The 22,094-nt window shown below is 61.5% G+C and carries 18 protein-coding genes; 9 read left to right on the top strand and 9 right to left on the bottom strand.

The features are described from left to right. The coding region (locus JFN90_RS21610; RefSeq protein ID WP_199397206.1) for a S8 family serine peptidase at window positions 1–4,067 on the bottom strand (4,067 nt) is incomplete at its 3' end. 273 nt (window positions 4,068–4,340) lie between these two features. Then, the gene (locus tag JFN90_RS21605) at window positions 4,341–5,045 is read right to left on the bottom strand and encodes a helix-turn-helix transcriptional regulator (protein ID WP_199397205.1); all 705 of its coding nucleotides are present in this window, start codon (window positions 5,043–5,045) and stop codon (window positions 4,341–4,343) included. Between the two features lie 523 nt (window positions 5,046–5,568). Here JFN90_RS21605 and JFN90_RS21600 point away from each other — a divergent pair. Then, the gene (locus tag JFN90_RS21600; RefSeq protein WP_199397204.1) at window positions 5,569–7,134 is read left to right on the top strand and encodes a methyl-accepting chemotaxis protein; all 1,566 of its coding nucleotides are present in this window, start codon (window positions 5,569–5,571) and stop codon (window positions 7,132–7,134) included. Between the two features lie 84 nt (window positions 7,135–7,218). Here the strand turns inward: JFN90_RS21600 and JFN90_RS21595 are convergent, their stop codons facing one another. After that, the gene (locus JFN90_RS21595; RefSeq protein ID WP_199397203.1) at window positions 7,219–7,680 is read right to left on the bottom strand and encodes a hypothetical protein; all 462 of its coding nucleotides are present in this window, start codon (window positions 7,678–7,680) and stop codon (window positions 7,219–7,221) included. Window positions 7,681–7,855: 175 nt separating this feature from the next. Further along, window positions 7,856–8,287: a GSU0071 family protein gene (locus JFN90_RS21590; protein ID WP_199397202.1), complete on the bottom strand. Its 432-nt coding sequence runs from the start codon at window positions 8,285–8,287 to the stop codon at window positions 7,856–7,858. Between the two features lie 498 nt (window positions 8,288–8,785). Here JFN90_RS21590 and JFN90_RS21585 point away from each other — a divergent pair, with 498 nt between their 5' ends. Beyond that, on the top strand, window positions 8,786–9,052 hold the full coding sequence (locus JFN90_RS21585; RefSeq protein ID WP_199397201.1) for a hypothetical protein: 267 nt from the start codon (window positions 8,786–8,788) through the stop codon (window positions 9,050–9,052). A 47-nt stretch (window positions 9,053–9,099) separates the two neighbouring features. On the opposite strand, the gene JFN90_RS21580 is transcribed toward JFN90_RS21585, so the two are convergent. Together JFN90_RS21580 and JFN90_RS21575 are read right to left on the bottom strand one after the other, a co-directional pair. Then, entirely contained in the window at window positions 9,100–10,140 is a 1,041-nt protein-coding gene (locus JFN90_RS21580; protein ID WP_199397200.1) for an acyl-CoA thioesterase, read from the bottom strand. 274 nt (window positions 10,141–10,414) lie between these two features. Further along, window positions 10,415–11,311: an OmpA family protein gene (locus JFN90_RS21575; RefSeq protein WP_199397199.1), complete on the bottom strand. Its 897-nt coding sequence runs from the start codon at window positions 11,309–11,311 to the stop codon at window positions 10,415–10,417. Between the two features lie 165 nt (window positions 11,312–11,476). Between JFN90_RS21575 and JFN90_RS21570 the strand changes: the two genes are divergently transcribed. Continuing rightward, a complete protein-coding gene (locus JFN90_RS21570; protein ID WP_199397198.1) occupies window positions 11,477–11,662 on the top strand; it encodes a hypothetical protein in 186 nt (61 codons plus the stop codon). Between the two features lie 283 nt (window positions 11,663–11,945). Further along, a complete protein-coding gene (gene eboE / locus JFN90_RS21565; protein ID WP_199397197.1) occupies window positions 11,946–13,007 on the top strand; it encodes a metabolite traffic protein EboE in 1,062 nt (353 codons plus the stop codon). 51 nt (window positions 13,008–13,058) lie between these two features. Here eboE and JFN90_RS21560 read toward each other — a convergent pair whose 3' ends face one another. Continuing rightward, window positions 13,059–14,246, bottom strand: coding sequence for an MFS transporter (locus JFN90_RS21560; RefSeq protein ID WP_199397196.1), 1,188 nt, complete (start codon window positions 14,244–14,246; stop codon window positions 13,059–13,061). A gap of 518 nt (window positions 14,247–14,764) precedes the next feature. Here JFN90_RS21560 and JFN90_RS21555 point away from each other — a divergent pair. After that, entirely contained in the window at window positions 14,765–15,223 is a 459-nt protein-coding gene (locus tag JFN90_RS21555) for a hypothetical protein (RefSeq protein ID WP_199397195.1), read from the top strand. Between the two features lie 620 nt (window positions 15,224–15,843). Here the strand turns inward: JFN90_RS21555 and JFN90_RS21550 are convergent. After that, window positions 15,844–16,473, bottom strand: a complete 630-nt coding sequence (locus JFN90_RS21550; RefSeq protein WP_199397194.1) for an acetate uptake transporter — start codon at window positions 16,471–16,473, stop codon at window positions 15,844–15,846. 438 nt (window positions 16,474–16,911) lie between these two features. Here JFN90_RS21550 and JFN90_RS21545 point away from each other — a divergent pair, with 438 nt between their 5' ends. Further along, on the top strand, window positions 16,912–19,179 hold the full coding sequence (locus JFN90_RS21545; RefSeq protein ID WP_199397193.1) for a protease pro-enzyme activation domain-containing protein: 2,268 nt from the start codon (window positions 16,912–16,914) through the stop codon (window positions 19,177–19,179). An 827-nt stretch (window positions 19,180–20,006) separates the two neighbouring features. Here the strand turns inward: JFN90_RS21545 and JFN90_RS21540 are convergent. After that, the gene (locus JFN90_RS21540; RefSeq protein WP_199397192.1) at window positions 20,007–20,684 is read right to left on the bottom strand and encodes a fibronectin type III domain-containing protein; all 678 of its coding nucleotides are present in this window, start codon (window positions 20,682–20,684) and stop codon (window positions 20,007–20,009) included. Between the two features lie 208 nt (window positions 20,685–20,892). On the opposite strand from JFN90_RS21540, the gene JFN90_RS21535 reads away from it, so the two are divergent. Genes JFN90_RS21535 through JFN90_RS21525 form a run of 3 tightly spaced genes read left to right on the top strand, consistent with a single transcriptional unit; the run spans window position 20,893 to window position 22,067 of the window. Continuing rightward, complete coding sequence (locus JFN90_RS21535) at window positions 20,893–21,060, top strand: hypothetical protein (protein ID WP_199397191.1); 168 nt, start codon at window positions 20,893–20,895, stop codon at window positions 21,058–21,060. A 17-nt stretch (window positions 21,061–21,077) separates the two neighbouring features. Beyond that, window positions 21,078–21,557 (top strand): TIGR02594 family protein, encoded by a 480-nt coding sequence (locus JFN90_RS21530; RefSeq protein WP_199397190.1) that lies wholly within the window; start codon window positions 21,078–21,080, stop codon window positions 21,555–21,557. Between the two features lie 15 nt (window positions 21,558–21,572). Continuing rightward, window positions 21,573–22,067, top strand: coding sequence for a hypothetical protein (locus JFN90_RS21525; protein WP_199397189.1), 495 nt, complete (start codon window positions 21,573–21,575; stop codon window positions 22,065–22,067). Window positions 22,068–22,094 lie beyond the last annotated feature (27 nt).

Raw genomic sequence — 22,094 nt, 5'->3', positions numbered from 1 at the left:
GTAGCGGAGACGGTGTACGGGCTGTCGTCATAGCCGGTCTTCACCGCCTTGACCCGGAAGCCGTAGCTGCCGTTTTGCGTCACCTTCGGGTAGACGTAGGTGCCCGTACCGCGACTCACCTCGACCCAGGGGGCATCCCCCAGGCGGGACTCCAGCACGTAGGTCACGCCGGAGATGTTGCTGCCCTGCCAGTAGACCTGGAACTGTCCCGTACTGTTGCTGCTCGGCACTGCGACGCCCCCGGGAGCCCCACACACCAGGTGGACCGCACAGACGGTAGCGGAGACGGTGTACGGGCTGTCGTCATAGCCGGTCTTCACCGCCTTGACCCGGAAGCCGTAGCTGCCGTTTTGGGTCACCTTCGGATAGACGTAGGTGCCGGTGCCGCGACTCACCTCGACCCAGGGGGCGTCCCCCAGGCGGGACTCCAGCACGTAGGTGACGCCGGAGATGTTGCTGCCCTGCCAGTAAACCTGCAACTGCCCCGTGCTGTTGGTTGCCGGCACCGTGATGGCCGCGGGGGCCCCACAGACGAGGTGGACCGCGCAGGCGGTGGCGGAGACGGTGTAGGGACTGTCGGCATAGCCGCTTTTGATTGCCTTGACACGGAAACCGTAGCTGCCGTTTTGCGTCACGATCGGGTAGGCGTAGGTGCCGGTACCGCGGTAAAGCTCGGTCCAGGCGCCACCGTCCTGGCTGTACTCAAGGACGTAGGTCACGCCGCTCACGCTGCAGGAACTCCAGAACACGGTGAACTTTCCGGTGCTGTTGCTGGCCGGCACGCTGATACCGGCAGGAGGAGGAATCCGCTGCGCTGGCAGCAACAGCGAGGTGCCGACCCGGCAGTTGTTGGTCTCATCGCTTTCTTCGACGGTGTTACCGTAGTCGGCGCAGGCAACTAGGTAGTAGGTGCCGCCGGGCAGCGTGACCGGGAGGGTTATAGCGCTGCTGGCGCTGGCACAGCTGTCCGGTGCAAGGGCCACGGTGACGCTACGGCTGCCGATGACACGATCATCGGCAGAATACGCGGCATCAGCGGAGAGCAGGTATCCGACCTGGAACGACCTTGTCTCTCCCGGGCCGTTGTTGCAGACGGTATCGCTCACCGTCATGCTGGCCCCCTGGGTCGCCGAGGCCGGCCCGGAAACCGACTGCACCACGAGGTCCCCCTTGGCCAACCGAGTCACCGTGAGGTCCTGGCTGATGGTGTTGCCGAGGGTATCGCTGGCGAGGACGCGGAAGAGGTTGTCGCCCAGGGTAAGGGGGAGTTCCAGTTCGAAGTAGCCGTCGCTCGCCCGGTAGCTCGCGTCAGCCCCGTTCACGGTGACGGACGCCACCCCCGACGGGTCGGTGCTGGTCCCGGAGATCACTGCGGTCTCGCGGTAGGTCACGCTCCCGGTGGAAGAAATCGCCAGCAGTGAGGGGGGGAGGCTCAGTGTCGCAAAGCCGGTACTGCACGTGGAGGAGTTCCCGGCCTCGTCGGTCGCGGTGACGGTGACGTAATAGCCGCTTGCCTCCGCGAGCGCGGCAAGCGTCATCTCGTGTTGGGTAAGCAGCCTGCCATCCGCCACGCTGGCGCCCAGAGCCGGCGAAGTCCCGTACCTGAGCTGCGTGCTCGCCGGCTCGTCGGTGCGCCATACCATGGTCGCGGTGGTGTCGGCCTTCGCGCTGACGCCAAGCCCAGAGCAGATCGGCGGCACGTTTTCCACCACCGCGCTTGCCGTCACCACTGCCGCCTTGCCGGACCCGTCATCGGCGTCCTGGTAGCTCGCAGTGATGGTGTCGCTGCCGTTCACCTGCAGCACCCCGTCGGCGGGAAGCGAGGGCAGCGGCGCCAGCCGCAGCTCACCGGTGAAGATCGCACTCCCCGGGGCCGTTTCCCGCAGTGCCACCATCTCGCCGGCAGGCTCGGCGTAGCTCGTCACCCGGATCGACACCTGTTCCAGGGCCTGATGATCCAGGTCCAACCCGGTGTCGACCAGCCGGAGCTGCACCAACCCGGCTGAATTGTAGTTCTTTCGGTCCAGGGTCAGCGTGCCGCACGGGCTGGCACCGAGGACACCGGTTGCCACCAGGGCGAACGGCTGCGGACCCCACGGCACGTTGTAAGCGGACACGGCGACCCGGTACGTGCCCGCCGTCGCAGCCTTGACCAGCACCTGTTCCTCCACGTTCAACCGGTCCGCCGCGCCCCCCGGCACCGATTCGCCCGCGGCAAACGCGTTCCCCGCCAACACAGTGCCGTCAGGGGCGGTAACGGTCAGATCCAGGTCGTTGACCAGGGCCTTGACCGCCCCGATGCCACCCGGGTAGTCGGTCCACACCAAGGTGACCTTGAAGGGCTCACCTCCTGCGACCGGGAAAGTACCGTTCCAGGTCTCTCCGGTAGCCAGCCCCGCGTCGTTGCTGACCACGGCAAGCCGCCCGGCATCTACGGCAAATGGCAGCACCCGGTCCAGCTGGACCCGCCCCCAGCCCTGCCCCGTGGACGGTACCGGTCCGTCGGTCCCGGAACCGGTCATCTCCTGTGCGCTGTTGATCAGCACCGCCTTGACCAGCGCACCCGTGGGAGAGAAGGAGTTGCCAGTGACAGGGGTACCCTGCGGGTAATAGCCAAGGGCGAAGTACTGGCGCACCAGTGCGGCCGCGCCGGCCACGGTGGGGGTGGCCATCGAGGTGCCGCTCATCGCCAAGGTGCCGCTGTTGAAGCTCCCCTTCTGCCCGTCCGAATCGGCGGAGATGAGGTTCACCCCCGGCGCGGTCAGGGTGGGCTTGATGCGGCCATCATTGGTCGGCCCCCTGCTGCTGAAGGAAGCCAGGTTCTGGGCCTCGCTGCCGTTGTAGCCGGCCCCCACGCTGATCACGTTCTTGGCGTTGGCGGGATTCCCCACGGTGGAGCGGGAGGGGCCGGAATTGCCGTTGGCGACCAGCACCAGGAAATCCTTGTGGTCCCAGAGGAAACGGTCCGCACTCTGGGTGGAGAGGCTGTAGCTCCGGTCGGAGTTGCCCCAACTGTTGCTGTGCAGGCGCGCCCCCACCTGGTAGGCGCGGCCGAAGAGCAGGCCGAGGTCAGCGGGAGGGTAGACATAGCTCCCCCCACCGGGGGTGAGGTCCTGCAGGAAAAGCCTGGCCTTGGGGGCCATGCCGTTGGCGGCGTCCAGCCCGTCCACCGGGGTGCGGTCTCCGGCCAGGGTCCCGCAGACATGGGTCCCGTGCCCGGGGTAGTCGCTGTCGTAATCGTCGCCGTAGGTGGTGTCGTATCCCACGAGCTTTCGGTGCGCGGCCCCGATGGGGGTGCCGGCCGGGTCGCGGATCCAGGGGATGTCGTGGTCGAGCCCGGAGTCACCCACCCCGACGATCTCCCCCTCACCGTGGATCCCCTGGTCCCAGATCGCCACGCGCCCGGGGACGTTGCTCTGGATCACCCACCGCGCGTTATCGTTGAGAAGCTCCATCTCCACGTGCTCTCCGATCCAGAGCACCTCTTCCCGTGCAGCCAGGCCGGCAATCGCGCCGGGCTCGGCCCGCACCATGACCGTATCGCGTCCCACGTCCAGCAGCTCCACTCCCTGCCGCCTCAGTTCGGCCAGTACCTGGGGCAGCGAGGCAGGGGCGTCCAGCTTCACCTGCAGCCTCAAAGCGTCTCCGGCCGGCTGCAGCGCCAGGCTGCGCAGCTTGCCGTTCATCTTGTGGGCGGGATGGAAACGGGTCACCCCCTCGACAAATGAAAGCGCCTGCACCCGCTTCCGGGTGGCGTCCTCCATGCCGGCCAGGAAGGCGAATTCCGGCAGATAGTCGTGCAGGCGTGCCCCGAGCAACTCCACCTCTTTGCGCTGCTGTTCCGTGATCGGGCCGTCGAACTGCACCACCCACAACCGGGTGCCGCGCTCCGAGCGGGCCTGCAACGCGCCGGGGATCGCGCCGTCGACGGAGCCCTCCGCAACAAGTCCGTTCACGGTGACCTCGCGCCTTGCGGATTCTTTGGCCCAGCACGTGGTTCCTTGCGGGGCGATGAGGGAAACGATGGAGAGGGCGATGAACCAGGCAAGTACCTTTTGACCGCACATGGCATCCTCCTGTCTCTTCTGCTCCGGGGCGACCGTGCGCCCTGCCGTCCGAAGATAGAGGCATATCAGGTGCTGATGCATGTTTTCAGGTGAGGATTGCGGAGACTCCCTCCGCCGGTGGGCGACAGGCGCTGCCGATTATTCTGGGACGATTGTACAACGCGAGTCGGCAGGCGATGAATACGAGGATTGGAGTATTAGGCGCTGTATTTCCCCTTGACGGCGCCTACGCAAGACGGCGTAGCCGCAGCCTTATGGCGGGGTGGGACCGGGTCAGTTCCGGTATTGGGGCAGGAAAAGAGAGTCCGCCGCCCAAACGGCGGCCTCCAGGCGGCTCGAGACGTTGATCTTGCGGAAGATGTTGTTCAGGTGCGTGCGCACGGTGTGGGGGCTTATGAAGAGGGTATCGGAAATGTACTTGTTGGTGGCGCCGGCGGAGAGCAGGCCGAGGATCTCTACCTCCCGGTGGGTCAGGCTGTGCTGCACCACGTCGTGCGCCGCCATCTTCCTGCGCCGGTGGGCGAAACCATGCTCCAGGATCACCTCGGTCATCATCTGGCGCGAGATCCACAGCCCCCCTTCGAAGATCGCCGCCAGCCCCTTCAGCACGGTCTGCACCGAATCATCCCCGAAAAAGATCCCCTGGACTCCCACCTCGATGGCCTCCTTATCGATGGCCAGGTGCCGGTCCAAGTTGAAGAGCACCAGGGAGAGTTCGCAGGGGAGCTCGCGCAGTTCGAGCTGCAGGGAGTCGCTGAGCGTCTGGTGCTGGAGTCCGAAGCAATCGTAGAGGAGGGCGATACGGCAGGGAAAACTTTCCTGGTGGCAGAGGATGAAGCTGTCCAGGCTGTCCATCACGCAGCAGCTGCAAATGCTGTAATTCTCGATGAAGGTGGCCAGGAGGGTATTCTGAAAATGGTTGGGGCCGACTATAACCACTCGAGAATCGATGCTGTTGGCGAGGGAGTTTTCACTCATAGCCCACCTCCTACCAAGTATCAGGCACCTGCCCGGCACTTCCTGACTCAAAACTGCATCGGCGCTACGGTCACCAGACTAGCAGCAGCGCGGCCACTGTCAAGAGCCGCACCTGGTGATGTCACACACCGTCGCTCTGTGGCAGGCCGGTTTCCCTCCCCGGCCTTTACACACGGGCTCCTGTGACGCGGCCGCCACAGGGAGAGGGCCAGGTTCGCTGCGAGCACGATGAAAAAGAGCCGGTAGTCGGCAAGCTTCTGTTTCATAGCAGCTCCCCCATGGCCAGCCCGATGACGATGGCAATGACGAAGCTCAAGGCCTGCCGCAGCAGCGTAACGTGTCTGCCGAAACACGAAATTTCCAGGGCGCGGTCATCCCCCGCTCCAAACGGCAAGTCAACGGCAAAAAGAGGAAAGGTCAGAGTATTGGGTTTTTCCACTCAAGATGAAGAAACATTGTGTCGATATCGCTAATAGAAAGACCAGATGGTGCTCTGAGACTATGACCTCAGGAGGAAACGACAATGACGCTTTCGGGAGTCAAGCTTCGTACCAGACTTGGAATTGCCTTTGCCGTCGTAATGGTTCTTATGACGGTGGTGGGAGGTTACTCCATCAACAGGATGGCGGCCTTCGACCGCGAGGTAAGCACCCTCATCGAGGACAAGTGGCCCAAGACCGTAGCGCTCAACGACCTCAAGTCGCAGGTCAACGTCGTCGCCCGCGGCCTGCGCAACATGGTCATCCTTCAGGACCCGCAGGAGGTGCAAAAGGAAGAGAAACGCATCGGAGAATCGCTCCAGGCGGTCGACCAGCGCATCGAGGAACTCAAGAAATCCGCCCACAGCGACGCCGGCAAGGTCGCGCTGAAGGAGGTGGTCGAGGCCAGGGCCGTCTACCAGGAGGCCCAGCACCATGTCGTAGCCACCATCAAGGCCGGCGGCAAGGACAAGGCGGGGCAGGAACTTATCGGGTCCATGCGCAAGGCGCAGAGCGCCTTCTTCGGCGCCATTGACAAGATGCTCTCCCACCAGGACAAGGAGATGGTGCGGGTCGGCGAGGAATCGAAGCAGATGATCGACCAAGGGCGCATGGTGGTGGTCGGACTCCTCGTCGTCGCCGTCATCCTCTCGATCCTTTTGGCCTTGATGATCGTGCACAGCATTACCGCGCCGATCTCGGAGCTCATCGCCGCCAACGACAGGCTCGCCGAATCGACCCGCCAGGTGGTGGGGAACCTGCGCGAGATGCTCGGCCGGGTGTCGGAGAGTTCCAGCGAAATCGCCTCCGCCTCGCAGCAGCTCCGGGCCACGGCCGAGCAGATCGCCACCGGCGCCGAGGAGCTCGCTTCCCAGACCAGTTCGGTGGCGGTCGCCAGCGAGGAGATGGCGGCCACCAGCGGCGACATCGCCCAGAACTGCGTCCGGGCCGCCGAGGCCTCACGCCAGAGCAGTGAATCGGCGGCCCAGGGGGGGCACGTGGTGCAGGAGACCATCGCGGGGATGGTGCGCATCGCCGAGCGGGTCAAGGACAGCGCCGGCACGGTGGAGAGCCTCGGAGCCCGCTCCGAGCAGATCGGCGACATCATCGCCACCATCGAGGACATCGCCGACCAGACCAACCTGCTCGCGCTCAACGCCGCCATCGAGGCGGCGCGCGCCGGCGAGCAGGGACGCGGCTTCGCCGTGGTCGCCGACGAAGTGCGCGCCCTCGCGGAGCGGACCACCAGGGCCACCAAGGAGATCGGCAACATGATCAAGGCCATCCAGGACGAGACCAAGGCGGCGGTGAGCGCCATGGAGGAAGGGGTGGTCGAGGTGGAAAAAGGGACCGAGTCGTCCCAGCAGTCGGGCGAGGCGCTGCAGATGATCCTGCAGCAGATCGGCGAGGTCAGCATGCAGGTCAACCAGATCGCCACCGCGGCCGAAGAGCAGACCGCGACCACCAGCGAGATCACCATGAACGTGCAACAGGTCACCGACGTGGTGCAGCACACGGCGCGCGGCGCCAACGAGACGGCCGCCGCGGCCTCCCAGCTGGCGCACAGCGCCCAGAGCCTGGAAAGCCTGGTGCGGCAGTTCCGGCTCTAACCAACGCACGGCAGACAGAAAACAGAAAAAGGCCGGGTGAAAACCCGGCCTTTGCTTTTTAAAAATTGCTGCGCAGTTGATCCGCTACTTGTTGTGCCCCTTGCCGTGCCCCTTCCCTTTCCCCTTGCCGGGGCCGGCATCTTCGTCCCCGCCGCGCCCCACCGGCTGTCCGGTCAGGCGGAGATCACCCCTCTTGAGGGCATGGAATTCGGAAGAGCCCGGCTTGATTCCCAGTTCCTTGGCGATGGCACCCCACCCCTTCTTCTTGTTCGGTTGGTACACCTGGTAAACCTGGTCCACGGGCTTGCCGGAGAACTGCCCCAGTTGGAACAGCATGAAGGCATCCGCGGGCTCCGGGACCGATTGCAGCACCATCTGCACCTTGGCGGTCGGGACGCCGAACTGGGCGCTCACTTTCGCCGAGAACCCGGACATGTCGGCGCGGGCCTGTACATTCAGGCTGGAGAGGAACGAATCCAGACTGGCCAATGCAGTCACGGGCACAACGAGAACAAGTATCAGGCTGAGAAAAATCAGGCGTTTCATGCTTCCTACCTCCATCATTGGGATGTTGTCGCTAAGGCAGGAAACACTATACCGGAAATAACAGCCAAGGAAACCATAAACCGGTTACAAGGAGAACATCTGAGGAAATCTGAGAATAGCATTAAGTCTTTTCTCCGGCCTTTGGTTTCTCAGATGTCCTCAGATTTTCTCCATGTTAATGGTTTGTTTCCCGCTGCAGGAACTCGGCGAACTCGCTGAACACCGCCTCGCGTACCGAGTGCTGCTGCCAGTTCCTGATCAGTTGCCGGACGCACTGCAACACTCCGATCAGCCCAGCCGAGGTGCCGCCTGCGATCAGCGCGCTGGTTTCACCGGACAACACCATGACCACACTGGATACAAGCAGCACGAGGCTGGTCAGCAAAAGCGGCAGTTCGACATGCTTGAAAGGAGAGCGGAACATGTGGTGCACCGACGAGTACACCGAAGCGTGCGCCTTGACCAGCTTGAGGTATCGCTCCAGTTCCGCTCCGTTGCAGCGTGACACGGCGCGCAGGTAGAAACGGCGGCAGGCTTCCCGGCTGCTGGTCTTCATCCGGTCCCCATAGTAGTGTTCCAGTTCTACATCGATCGTGTAAGTGTCCATCTCGGCCCTCGCTTCTGCTCGATCTGTGAAAGCAGTGGTAAGTGGTATGTCCCGTCAAATAGCATGATATATACCAATCGAGCGGCGACATCTCAAATGTGCGGCACTGCTGACGGCACCAGGCATAGCCGGGTGCAACAATGCTCAAAAATGACGCAATATGCGCAACTTTAACACAAGAACGTGCTCCAATTCCTCTTAAGTTTTCCACAGGAGACTGCGCTAAGAGTGTTCATTTTGCCTTGAAACAGCGCGGTCATTTCGCGAAAAAGCAAAGCACGTCTTGCAGAACTGCAAAAGACAGCCCCCTCCCCTCGCGTGAGGGGGTACGGGGGTGGGGGAGGATGCCATCATTTCCGCAAGGGCTAAAGACATCTCCTGTCGCTTTAGCTTTTGGATTGACAAGCGATGCCCGACGATGTTACTGAAAGTAACATTCATTTTCCAGAGAGCGATATGTCTGAGGCACCGGCTGACCAGGTTCGAACGGGGGGACCTATGTGCATAGCAGTTGTGGGCAATGAAAACACGGTAGGGTGGGACTGGATGACGTCGGCCGCGCGGGCCGGGTTCGACCTGCGCATGGTGCACCCCGCGCTGGTGACCACCTTGGAAAGCATGGATGACGTGGACGCGCTGGTGATCGGGTCAGAAGGTGTACCCGGAGAGGTGCAGGAGCGGGCGGTGCAGATCGCGTCAGCCCGCGGCATCCCCTCGATGTGCGCCAGCTGCGAAGCCGCCCCCTTTTGCCACGGCAAAGTTTAGTTTTCGTCTTTGCCTTTCAACGTAGAACATAGAACGTACAACATCCGTTAGGTTAGATGTTCCGACAGCGCCGCGAAGCTCCGCTCTGCCTCCAGGTACCTGGCATCCTCGGCGTAGGTGGTCGGATAGACGGCCGGTACCGGCCGGTGCACCAGCTCCCGGTCCACGTTGACGAAGGTGAAAAGGCACGAGTTGGAAAGCGCCTTGCTGGTGCGGTCGCGGCTGATGCGCTCGATGTTGGCCTCCACGCAGACATAGCTGTCGCAGGTGAACACCACCCGGCTCGTGTAGTGCAGCTTGTCCCCCATGCGCACCGGATGAAAGAAGTTGATCCGGTTCACCGCCGCCATCACCGACCGGTCCGGCGCCACCAGTTCCGAGCAGATCGACGACAGTTCGTAGGCCTTGCGTACCAGGTAGCCGCCGAAGATCTTCTGCGGCACGTTCTCGAACTCCGGGTACATCCTCTCCCAGGAATCCGCTGAAAGCTGTCCCGCCAGAAGCCCCTGGAAACCCGGCTCGTCCTGCGCCTTGTGCAGCGCGGCCAGCATCCGGTATTCATCGAGGCTGGGCGGTTCCGACATAAGCGCCTGCTGCTGCCGGTACTCCTCCCGGCGCGCCACCGCCTTTCTCGCCCGTGCCTGCTCCCTTTCGGTCGCGTAGTCGAGCGGCGGCAGGGCCACGCTCACCGCCCCCTCCCCCATCCCCGACCGCGCCACCATGGTGAAGTAGCAGGAAGCGACATGGTTGGCAGGATTTCCCGGCTGCTCCACGCGGATGCCGATCACCAGCGACGACCTCCCCACCTGGTTGATGCGCGCCTCGCAGACGATGTCCCGCGTCACGTCCGCCACGTGGCGCACGATGATGTTGTCAATGGCCGCCGTCACCACCCGTGCGTCCGGGTAGAACCGGTTCACATACCGAAGTGCCGTCTCCTCCGCCACCTTGTCCAGGATCTCGAGGAGCAGTCCGAAGCGCAGGTTGCCCAAAAGGTCCTCGTCCATCACCATGAAGCGGCGGCGCAGCGAAAGATCGTCGGCTAGCGACAGGGTATGAATGAACGAGGTCTCCGACGGGGTGGTCATAATGAAACTCCTAAGCGTTCAGCGTTAACAATCTCCCTTAGTTGTACCACTTTCTTCTTAGATCAAAACCTAAAATGCGGAACACAGAGTACACCGAGGAAAAGCCAGGGCGGACACAGGGTTAAAGATCAGTATTTCCCCTGCTTTTTCTCTGTGTCCTCTGTGGACCTCCGTGTCCTCTGTGGTCATGCTTTTTGTCTAAAAAAAAGGCCCTGAGTTTTTCTCTCAGAGCCTTTTGTCTTTCTTTGCGTCTTTGCGCCTTTGCGTGAGCGCTTTATTCCTTCGCCACCAGCACGATCTCGATCCTGCGGTTCTTCGCGCGTCCCTCGTCGGTATCGTTTGCCGCCACCGGCTTGAATTCCCCGTAGGCCACCGCAGCCAGCAGCGCCGGGTCAAGCCCCTGCTGCTGCAGGTAGCGGGTCACGTTGATGGCGCGGGCTGCCGAGAGCTCCCAGTTGGTGGGGTAGCGCTTGGCCAGCTGCCCGACGATCTGCACGTTGTCGGTGTGCCCCTCGATCCGGACCGCCTTGTCCTTCACCGTCTTCAGGATGTCGACCACCTTCTGCAGCACGACCAGCCCCTCCGGCTTCACCTCGGCCTTGCCGGAATCGAAAAGCACCGAGTCGACCATGTTCACGGTGAGCTTCCCTTTCAGCTCGGAGATGGTCACCTGCCCCTTGGAGATCTCCCCCTTCATCTGCTCCAGGAGGTCGCCGTAGGTCTTGCTGGTCTTCTGGACTTCCTCCTTCTGCTGTTGCAGCCGCGCCACCTCGTCCTTGAGCCGCTTGTTCTCCGCCTCGAGGTCCGCCGTCTTCTGGGTCAGGTCCCCTACCTTGAGGTTCAGGTCGCCCACCTTCTGGCTCAGCTCGCCGATCTTCTGGTTCTTGGCGTCCGAGGTCGATTTCAGCGTCTCCTCCAGCCCCTTCTTGTCCGTGGCGAGGGCGTTTCTCTCGCCGGTCATCGCCGCCAGTTCCGTGGTCAGCTTCTTGATGTCGTTTTTGAGCTGGTCGTTTTCACCCATGAGGATGTTGTACTGTCCCCGCTGTTCCTGGAGGCTTTTCTCCAGGTTCTGGGCCTCGAGCTCCTTTTTCTGGTAGGTACCGCTCGTTACGCAGCCCGACAGGGCGAGGCACACCAGCACCGGGAGACAAAACAACAGATTGCGCTTCATACTGTTCCTCCTTGCATCGGATTCTCGTGTCATGCAGCCAGTGCACAAGTATGGCGCGTAAAGCGGATCTTTCAATAAGAAAATGCAACCGCCCATCGCTATGACTCTGTGAGTTGCAGCCTGTGAGTGATATACTGGTTACCAGAGAGAAAGGAGGTGTCTGCTATGAAAGAGATGAAGACGCCGATGACGCCCAGGATGAAAGTCATGATGGAGCGTGAGCGCAGCGGCAAGAAGACCCTGGTGCCGCCCAAGCACGAGATGATGATGCGGCGCGAGCCCAACCACAACGTCCACGTCATCACCCACCATGGCAACATCCATTCCGGTCGCAAGGGGCGCACCATGTGATTCCTTTGCCGCCCGGTCGCCATGTCCGGCGGCCCGAAAGGACGATGAAGCTGGTATCCATCGGGAACCAGCTTTTTTTATTTACCCGAATCGTACTCCCATTACTCCCTTACTACCCTCCCCCCGGCACGCGCACTACTGCTTCGAGTTGACAAAGAGCAACCGGCACCTACCATTGTTAAGCTTTTACAATCAACGAAGAGGGTACCATGCGCGATCTCATAAGGATTACCATCGCCGTTACCTGCTGCCTGGCGTTTCTGGGCCAGCGCTTTTTATACCCATGTTGACCTACTGCACCAACATACACCGCGGCGAGAGCTGGGAAGAGGTCCGCACCGCGGTCTGGCCGCGCGTCCTCGAGGTGAAGCGGCGGGTCTTTCCGGACCGCCCTTTCCCCGTCGGGCTGCGCCTGTCGGCGCGGGCGGCGCGCGAGGCGACCCCGGAGCTCGCCCGGGAGTTCCTCGAGGAATGCAAGCGCAACAGCTGCTTTGTCCCCACCCTGAACGGCTTCCCCTACGGCGCGTTCCACGACACGCCGGTCAAGGAGCACGCCTACCTCCCCGACTGGCGCGAACCGGCGCGGGTCGAGTACACCCTGGACCTGGTGCGCCTTCTCGCGCTCTGGCTCCCGGAGGGGTGCACCGGCTCCATCTCGACGCTCCCCGTCTGCTACGGCCCTTCCGTCTCCCGTGAGGAGTTCACGCGGGTGCGCGAGCACCTGGTCCTGGTGCTGCAGGAACTCGCCCGCCACGCCGGGCGCGGCATCAACATCATCCTCGCACTGGAGCCCGAGCCGGACTGCTTCCTGGAAACATGCCGCGAGGTGGCAGGCTTCGTGGCGACGCTGGAGCTCCCCGAGCAGTTGAGGCCCCATCTCGGCGTCTGCTTCGACTGCTGCCACGCCGCGGTGGTCCTCGAGGAACCGCGCGAGGCCTTCGCCGTCCTGGCCGCGGCCCGCATCCCCGTGGCGAAGATCCACGTCTCCTCCGCGATCCGCCTTCCCGCCGTCCCCCCCGGCGCCCTCGCCGTTTTCGACGAGGAACGCTACCTGCACCAGGCCACCCTGGTCGCCGGCTCCGACATTCGCCGTTTCGGCGACATCTCTCACGCCCTGGCCGCGCCCCCGCCGCTGTCCGGGGAGTGGCTGGTGCACTACCACCTTCCCATCTTCGACGACGGCAACAAGAGTTACGGCAGCACCAACGCCTTCATCAGGGAAGTCCTCTCCTGCCGTCCGCGCGGTGCCTTGTTGGAGATCGAAACCTACATCCCCGAGGTATCGGAGCTCCCTGCGGAGGACCTGATCTGCCGCGAGTTCGACTGGCTGAGGTCCATCCTGTGAGGCGGACCGTGGTGCTCGACGTGGCTGGAAATCTGTTGCCTGGACCCTTTTTCAGCTTACCCTTTCCCGCGGCGCATGCCTCAAAAACAGGAAAGCAAGCACCGGCAGCGTAACCAAAAACGTGTAAAACAGCAGGTAAAAGCTGTGCCCCACTCCCCCCTGGTCCGCGAGCCTCCCCACCAGCGGCCCCGTCGCCACGAACAGGAGTCGAAACGACACCGACTGCAGCGACAGCGTCGCGGCGCGGTTGGCGCTGGCGGACTCGCGCTGGGTATGGGCGAGCATCATCGGCCCGCGCAGCCCGCGCATGCAGGTCAAGAGGTAGTAGAACAGGAAGCCGCCGATCCCCCCCGCGAGCCCGAGCCCCAGGTACCCCACCGCCACCAGCACCAGGAAGAGCAGGACCATGCCCCGGTCTCCCAGCCGGCCGTACAGGCGGTGACTGGCGAGGGCGCACAGTGCCACGGTGAGGTTGGCCCCCGCCCAGACCGGTCCGAACCAGGCCACCGGGACGCCGGCGTGCTGCATGTAGGGCTGGATCAGCCAGACCGGGTAGAACGACGCCACCCCCAGCACCGTGTTGAGCAGGATGGTGTAGCGCAGGTGCCGGTTCTCCCGGAAGGCGTAGCGGGCGGTGGCGAGCGCCTCGGCCAAGTGGGAGCGGACCGGCGCGTGGGCCCGGGGGACGTCCACCAGTTGCCTGGTCACCAGGAGCCCCGCGCACCAGACCGCCACCTGCAGAATGAAGGGGAGCCTCGGTTCGAAGGCGTAGATGACGCCGGCCAGGATGGCCCCGGCCGCCTCGCCCGCCTGGGCCAGGCCGTGCATGCGTCCCTGGTGCCGCGCGTAGTTCTGTTCCTCCCCTTGGGCCCGCAGCGTCTCGTACAGGAGTGCGCTGTCCGAGCCGCTGATGAAGGAGAGCGACATGCCGAGCACGATCTCCGCCGCCAGCACCGTCGCGAACGAGTCGGCCCAGACGTAGATCCCCCACCCTACGATGCCCAGGAGTGCCGAGATGTTGAGTGCGCAGCGGTAGCCGAGCCGGTCGCTCACGTACCCCGCCGGGTAATCGAGCGCCAGCGTTGCCACCGAGAAGATGCTCTGCAGCAGCAGGATCTGGGTCAGCGACAGCCCGGCGTGGTCCTTCCAGAAGAGCGTGATGATCGCCATCGGGAACAGCATCATCTGCAGGAAGGAGAAGAGGTAGAGCTTGCGGATGTTGTCGGAAGTCTTTCCCATGACAGCATCCGTACCCGCTCCAGATGATTTTTGCAACACCTAAAGGCGAACATCCAACTTCGGCCTCACGCAAAGCCGCAAAGGCGCAATGATAGTCTGGTGCTAAAACCAGTTGTCGTGTGCTTCGCTTAGCGCCTCTGCGGCTTTGCGTTAAAACCAGTCTTGTCTGACGCAAAGCCGCGAAAGCGCAAAGATAGTCTATTGGGGTAAACATGTAGTCGTTTGGTTTTCTTCGCGCCTCTGCGTCTCTGCGTCTCTGCGTCTCTGCGTCTCTGCGTCTTTGCGTCTTTGCGTCTTTGCGTTAAAGCCAGTCTTGTCGTAACGCAAAGGCGCGAAGGCGCAAAGATAGTCTGTTGGGTAAACCAATTGTGTTTGGTTGTCTTAGCGTCTCTGCGGCTTTGCGTTAAAGCCTTTGTCTTCCGCGGTCAATTGCCCATTGTCAATTATCAATTGTCAATTGAAGTCCCCGCCTGTTAAGATAGCCGCGCTCCAGATAACGGTGAAAAACGAGGGCGCTCTTGAAAGAAACGGACAGGATCGTGGCATCAGAGGATGACAAGAAGAGGAACTTCGTGCTGATCCCGCTGACCGGCGTGTACCTCCTCGCCATGCTGGTCACGCTTTCCGACCTGGGGGGGGACTTCCCTTTCATGGGGCGGCTCTGCAAGGGGGACGAGGCTGAGCACCTCATCTTCGCCAACAGTATCGTCTCCCTCTACCTGATCGTGGGGATCCTGAAGCGGCAGCGGCTCACCCTCTGGCTGCTGATCGCCTACAACTTTGCCGCCAGCGCCAGCGGCATGGCTAACCTCATCATGCTCCCCGTCCAGCAGGTCGTCACCGCCTCCGGCGCCCTCGTCCCCGACTACGGCTACCGTATCAACGCCTTCTGCGTGTTCCTGTTGTTCCTGCTGCTCAACGTCTTCCTCTATTTCCACAAAGACCGCTTCGACAACAAGTCCATCTACCTGTGGTAGATAGGATATAAAAAAGCGGTTACGCAAAGCACGCCGAGTCTTCGCAAAGGACGGGAAGAAAAGACTTTAGGGGGTAAAACCACAGCCTAAGCTTCTCTCAGCGCCCTTTGCGCCTACTTCGAGTTCTTTGCGTAACCGCTTTTAAAAACTATGCCCCAAACAAGAAAAGCAGCTACGCAAAGAACGCCGAGTATCCCCAAGGGACCGAAAGAAGAGACTTTAGGGGGTAAAACCACAGCCTAAGCTTCTCTTAGCGCCCTTTGCGCCTACTTCGAGTTCTTTGCGTAACTGCTTTTAAAAACTATGCCCCAAACAAGAAAAGCAGCTACGCAAAGCACGCCGAGTATCCGCAAAGGACGGGAAGAAAAGACTTCAGGGGGTAAAACCACAGCCTAAGCTTCTCTTAGCGCCCTTCGCGCCTACTTCGAGTTCTTTGCGTAACCGCTTTTAAAAACTATGCCCCAAACAAGAAAAGCAGTTACGCGAAGCACGCCGAGTATCCGCAAAGGACGGGAAGAAAAGACTTTAGGGAGTAAAACCACAGCCTAAAAGCTTCTCTCAGCGCCCTTTGCGCCTACTTCGAGTTCTTTGCGTAACTGCTTTCGATTTTACGGGAAGTCTTAAGCCTTAACCTTCTCAGCAGCAAGAACACCTTCCGCAGCCGTGCTTTCCTTCAGCCAAGGCTCGCCCACCGGCAGGTTGATGCCGGACTCGGCGTAGACCGCGACGGCCATCAGGTAGAGCGCGGAGAAAGCGCATACCAGCAGGTCGTAAGCCGCGAAGGTGCCGGCCAGCGCGCTGCCGGTGAACTCTTTCACGTCCAGCCCGATGAAGCCCAGGAGCAGGGTGAGGAAGATGAAGGCGAGGGTCGCGTGGTGCTTCATCGAGGCGATGAACAGGATGAAGGTGAACACGGTCCAGGCCACCAGGTAGAAGCCGAGGTCGTTGGCGTTGAAGGCAAGGGTCGGATACGCCTTCACGAGGTCCGCGTTCTTGCCGAAGATGATCATGAGGCAGAGCGAAATCCAGAACGCCCCGTAGCCGGTGAAGGCGCAGAAGCCGAAGTTGTTACCGGTCTTGAACTCCATGAGACCGGCGATCAACTGTGCCGTCCCGCCGAAGCAGAGACCGAGCCAGAGCACGGGGGCAATACCGCACCAGCCCAGGTTGTGGCATTGCAGCACGAATGTCGTCATACCGAAGCCAGCAAGACCGACTACCGCAGGATTTCCCAGTTTCACATTATTCATTTGTACCCTCCTGTTTTGCATTGCGATATCTCGCTATCCATTCCGTATACGCAATTACCGTACCGCCACCATGCAATATCGCCACGTAAAAATACTCATTTTTTTCGAACACTTACGGCACCACCTTCTACCTCGCCGTTTCCCCTGCTTTTGCAGATTTGCAAATGAAAATCCGGCGGCTCGCCCCGCTTTGCCCCGAAACGGACGCTACTCCAGCCATTTGCATCTTTTGCCGCCTTTTAACTGCTTTTTTCGCAGAAATGCAAAAACCGTGACAGTACCTGCCGTCTCAGTTGCGTCCTCGGACACCGCAACGATTCCGCTAAGTTCGCTCGCCACAAAGATTTTATTTCGATCTCATTAAAGTTCCGCGCCGGGATGCCGAAGGGATTCCTGCCGCACAAAACTTCCCATTCACCCCTTGCTCGGAGGCTCGTCTTGAAAGTCGCGTTAAAACTGTTCCCCCTTTGCCTCGGACTCCTTTTCGTCGCCATGGCGGCGGGAGCCCCGTCATCATGCTGGGCCGACAGCTCGGCACAGGTCCGCGTCGCGGGACACGTACCGGCCCGCAGCGTGGCCAGCGCCAGGCGGCTCGGCAGACTCCCTGCGGTTGCGCAGATGAGGTTCTCCTTCACCCTGCCGCTGCGCAACCAGCAGGCGCTTGACGACCTGCTGCGCCGCGTCTACGACCGGTCCGACCCGCTCTACGGCCACTACCTGACCAGCTCCCAGTTCAACGAGCGCTTCGCGCCCACCGCCGCCGACTACGACGCGGTCAAAACCTACGCCCGCAGCCTGGGGCTCACCATCACCGGCACCCACGCCAACCGCACCATACTGGACGTCGCCGGCCCCGCCGCAGTCGTCGAGGCCGCCTTCGACATGCGGATGCACCAGTACCAGGCCCACAGCGGCCACTTCTTCGTCGCCCCCGACCGAGAGCCGGGCGTCCCCAACGCCATCGCCGCCCGCATCTCCGGCATGGTCGGCCTGGACAGCGCCGGCGTCTGGCACACCCACAGCCTCGCCACCCGCGCCGCCGACGCCCCCATGGCCACCCCCTACCAGATCGGCACCGGCCCCGGCGGCGGCATGACCCCCAAGGACATCACCACAGCCTACAACCTCTCCCAGGTCTCCGCGACCGGCACCGGCCAGACGCTCGCGCTGTTCCAGTTGGACGGCTATACCCCCTCCGACATCACCACCTACGCCAACTACTACGGCCTCACCGCCGTGCCGCTGCAAAACGTCTTGGTGGACGGCTTCTCCGGCACGCCCGGTTCCGGCGCCGGCGAGGTCACCCTCGACATCGAGCTGCAGATGGCGCTCGCCCCGGGCGCCAGCAAGATCATGGTCTACATGGGCCCCAACACCGGCAAGGGTGTTCTGGACACCTACAACCGCATCGCCACCGACAACATCGCCAAGCAGGTGAGCAGCCCCTGGGGGCTTAGCGAAGGGGAGAGCGGCTCCTCCTTCCTGACCAGCGAGAACGCGATCTTCCAGCAGATGGCCGCCCAGGGGCAGACCGTGTATGCCGCCGCCGGCGACAGCGGCGCCTACGACAACGGCAGCACCCTGAGCGTGGACGACCCCGCCTCCCAGCCCTACGTGACCGGCGTCGGCGGCACCACCCTCTACGTGAGCGGCGGCAGCTACAGCCGCGAGTCCACCTGGAATGCAGGCAGCATCAGCAATGGCGCCGGAGGCGGCGGCGTGAGCTCCTTCTGGCCCATCCCCAGCTGGCAGCAGAAGCTGGGCAACGTCGCGTCCTCGGTGATGCGCAACGTCCCCGATGTCGCCCTCAACTCCGACCCCGGCACCGGCTACTCCATCTATTTCCAGGGCAAATGGTGGATCTACGGCGGCACCAGCTGCGCCGCCCCCCTTTGGGCCGGCCTCACCGCCCGGGTGAACCAGAAACGCGCCGCCGGCGGCCTGGCGCCGCTGGGTTTCGCCAACCCGGTGCTGTACCAGGTCGGCGTCGGCACCGGCTACGGCACCAGCTTCCACGACGTCGCCGACAGCACCACCAACCTCTACTACCCCGCCATCACCGGCTACGACAACGCCACCGGTTGGGGCTCCTTCAACGGCGCCAACCTGATAGCCGCCCTGGCGCCCGCGTCGTCCTCCACCACGTCGACGACGCCCACCGTCACTGTGCCGGCAACACCGGCGGGGCTGAAGGCAACCGCGGGTAACGCGAGCGTGGCCCTGACCTGGAGCGCGAGCAGCGGCGCGACCGGCTACAACGTCTACCGCGGCACCGCCGCCGGCAAGGAAGGGACCACCCCGGTGCGAACCGGGCTCACCACCACCTCTTTCACCGACAGCGTCGCCAACGGCACCACCTATTATTACAAGGTCGCCGCCGTGAACAGCGCCGGCACTTCCGCGCTGTCCAACGAGGCCTACGCCAAACCGACCGCGCCCCTCGCCTTTACCACCGGCGTATCCGGTTCGATAGGCACCACTACAGCGAAGATCCAGTGGGGTACCAACCTCGCTTCCACCTCCGTGATCCGTTACGGCACCTCGTCCGGCAGTCTGACCAAGACGCTTTCCAGCAGCACCCTGGTCACCTCCCACGTGCTGACGCTGTCTTCGCTCGCGCGCAGGACCACCTACTACTTCCAGGCGTCCTCCACCGCCGGCACCAGTACCGTGACCTCGCCGGTGTACTACTTCAAGACGCAGTAGCAATAGCCTCACAGGCTCCACGCCAACAGTAGATGCAGCACAACGAAAAGTGCCGGTTCCCAAGATGGGGACCGGCACTCCCTTTTCCGCCCTCAGCTCCCGCCCCTGTCACTCCAGCTGCTCCAGCAGCTTCGCCAGATGGCGTCCCACGATTCGCCCCCCCCCACGCCGCAGTTTAAATTGCTGCCTAACGGTTTGCATTTCTGGCCGTGGGTTGAAACCTGGAGCCCGCAGTTACTATTCCTACGTCGCAGTTTTAACACCTCCGCCTCGGTTCGAATTTCCTACCGGAGGTTTAAATTGCTCCCGCGCGTTTAAAACATCAGCCCCGGCGTTTGAACCGATCCGCCGCAGTTTCAATTCGTGCAGCGCCGTTTAAATTCCGTTCGGAGCGTTTTGATCGCGCGGCGCGAGATTTAACATCTCTGCCTCAGTTTTAATTGCTGCGCCGCCGTTTAAATTCCGCGCCGGCCGTTTTAACTGCCGCGCGGCAATTCGAATCGTCACGCCGCAGTTTCAAGGGTTCCTCAGCGGGTCCAATACTCCGGCAACAGTTTTAATCCCTGCACCACAATTTAAATACGCTGCCGTCAGTTTGAATCGCTACACCGCGTTTCGAATTTCCCGGCTGAAGTTTCAATTAGTGCGTCGCTGTTTCGATGTGATGAGCCCCACTTTGCATGGCTGGGCTAAGGAATGGGACGGTGCTTGAGGAGTGGGAAGCGTGGAGGGAAGGCGAGATGGGAAACTTCAGGTGGGCAAGAGAATCGAGGGCGGCGGGGCACCAATCCTGCCCCATGCCGCCCTCGTCACAAATGTTTGCGTCGTTAGCCTACGATGATATCGACCGGGGCACTCCAGGGGCTCGTTTCGTTGTCGCCGTGGCTCCTCACCCTGAAGTAGTACCAGCCCGACCGCTCCAGGTCCGGAACAAAAATCCTGACCTTTTTGAAGTTGCCCAGGGGCTGCCACGACTGCTCGCTAGTCGGCGCGCCCTTGCAGTACTGGACTTCGTACACCCCAGCGCCGGGGTCCCGCTCGATGGTCAACACCATCGATCCCGGTTGATCACCCCTCTTGGCCGTCACCTTCAACGGCAGCCTGGTGACCGAGGTAGACGCGTGGGTTCTCTTCGTCTTTTCCTTTAACTCGTGCCCCACGTTCTGGAGCAGGCTCTCATCGTTTTCATGCCTGGCCCTCATGATGATGTAGCTCGCGTTGAAGTGGATTGACTCCAGGATAGCGGTACGCTCCAAGTCCCGTTCCTTCATGGCCAGGATGTCCTTGTACTTCGCGGCCTCTTCCTTCTGAGACAGGGCGGCCGCATGTTCCCTGAAGCGCACCGGTCCTGCCACCCAGTCGGGCGTGTTCGTACTGTGGTAGGGGTGCTGCTCCTGTTTGGTCGCGGCATCCAGCAGCCAGCCAATCAACTGGTGGTGGTTCATATCCGCGAAGTGGTTCATGGCGAAGACGTTGTTGGTTACCGGAATCACCGATTGAAGCATTGCTTATCCCTCCTTGGGCTAAGGATTTCTCTCAACGTGCTTCCGATGAGCATAGCCTCACCGATTCGCCTGTCAATTAATTTTATTTAATCATTCATGAAAGAGGATGGAGTCTTCACACCAGTTGTGCCCTTCCGCAACTCGCCTCATTGCTAATGCGAGGGCTGTGTGGCAACCTTCCAACGATACAGCGATGAGGAGGTGCTCGATGACTGACCCCCTTGAGGACCTGCTGGCGTTTCTTTATGCCACCGAGGACGAGACCGTCTCCTGCTCACGGTGTGGCAGAAACTTGGCAGAGGGAGAGGAGTACGGCTTCGATGCGAATGGAGAGCCACACTGCCCGGAATGCAGTGATCCGGAAGAGGAGGAATGAACCGGAGGGAGCTAATCATGAACAGCGAAAACCAGACGTCCCCGTTTCAGCGCGCCCCATGGATGAGCATTGCCCGGCAGGAGATAGGGCAAAAGGAACTGGCCGGTCACGATGACAACCCGAGGATTCTCTCCTATCACGCCACCACTACTCTCAAGGCCACCGACGATGAAACGCCCTGGTGTTCCTCTTTCGTCAACTGGTGCCTCAAGCAGGCGGGAATAAAAGGTACCGACTCCGCCGCTGCGAAAAGTTGGGTCCACTGGGGGGAGCCGGCAGGAGCTTTCCCAGGCGCAATCACAATTATCTGCAGTACCAAAGCGACCGACCGAAGCTTTTCAACCTCCGGTGCCCACGTCGGCTTTCTAATCCAAGAGACCGCCACCCACTTCAGGCTTTTAGGGGGAAACCAAGGCAACAGCGTGAAGGAGTCCGTCTTTCCCAAAAAGAGTTGGACCTTGCTGGGGCGACGCTGGCCTGGGAATGGTCAACATTAACAACGAGGTGGTGTAATGAAGCTGATCCTTGTTGTAGCTGTGGTCGTGTTGTTCCTGTCGCCCACACAGGCTCTCGCCGCAGAAGAGCCGTGCCATGCCCCCCAACGTGCCATGCCCCGTCCTCCCTGGTCACCCCTGCGTTTCGCACTGACAAATGGAAACGATCGGCAGTCATTGGAAGTGGAGTATATCGATGGCAAGACTATTTCTTTCAGAATCAAGAAGTCCGGAACCTGCACTCGGCACGAGCGAGGGAGAGCTACCATTGCGGAAAAGTGGTGCATGGGCGCAGAAACGGATGAAAACGAGGCAGGCGAAGCAGTCGCTGTTGAAGAGTACGTCTACAAGAAGGGCACGCAGTTCACAATCTACATTCGGATCGATGAATCAGCCTGGATGCAGGCAACTATACGCGAGGCTGCCGAGTGCAGTAATAACTGTCTCACATCATCGGATCTGATGCAGTTGAAGAAAGAAGAGAAACATAGGACTAAACTGAAGAAAAACTAAGACGCATTCTGTATTCCTGTGGACTCT

This window comes from Geomonas propionica (genome assembly GCF_016458235.1).
Taxonomy (GTDB): domain Bacteria; phylum Desulfobacterota; class Desulfuromonadia; order Geobacterales; family Geobacteraceae; genus Geomonas; species Geomonas propionica.
Note: the sequence above shows the minus strand (reverse complement) of the source record. Positions and strands in the feature narration are given on the sequence as shown.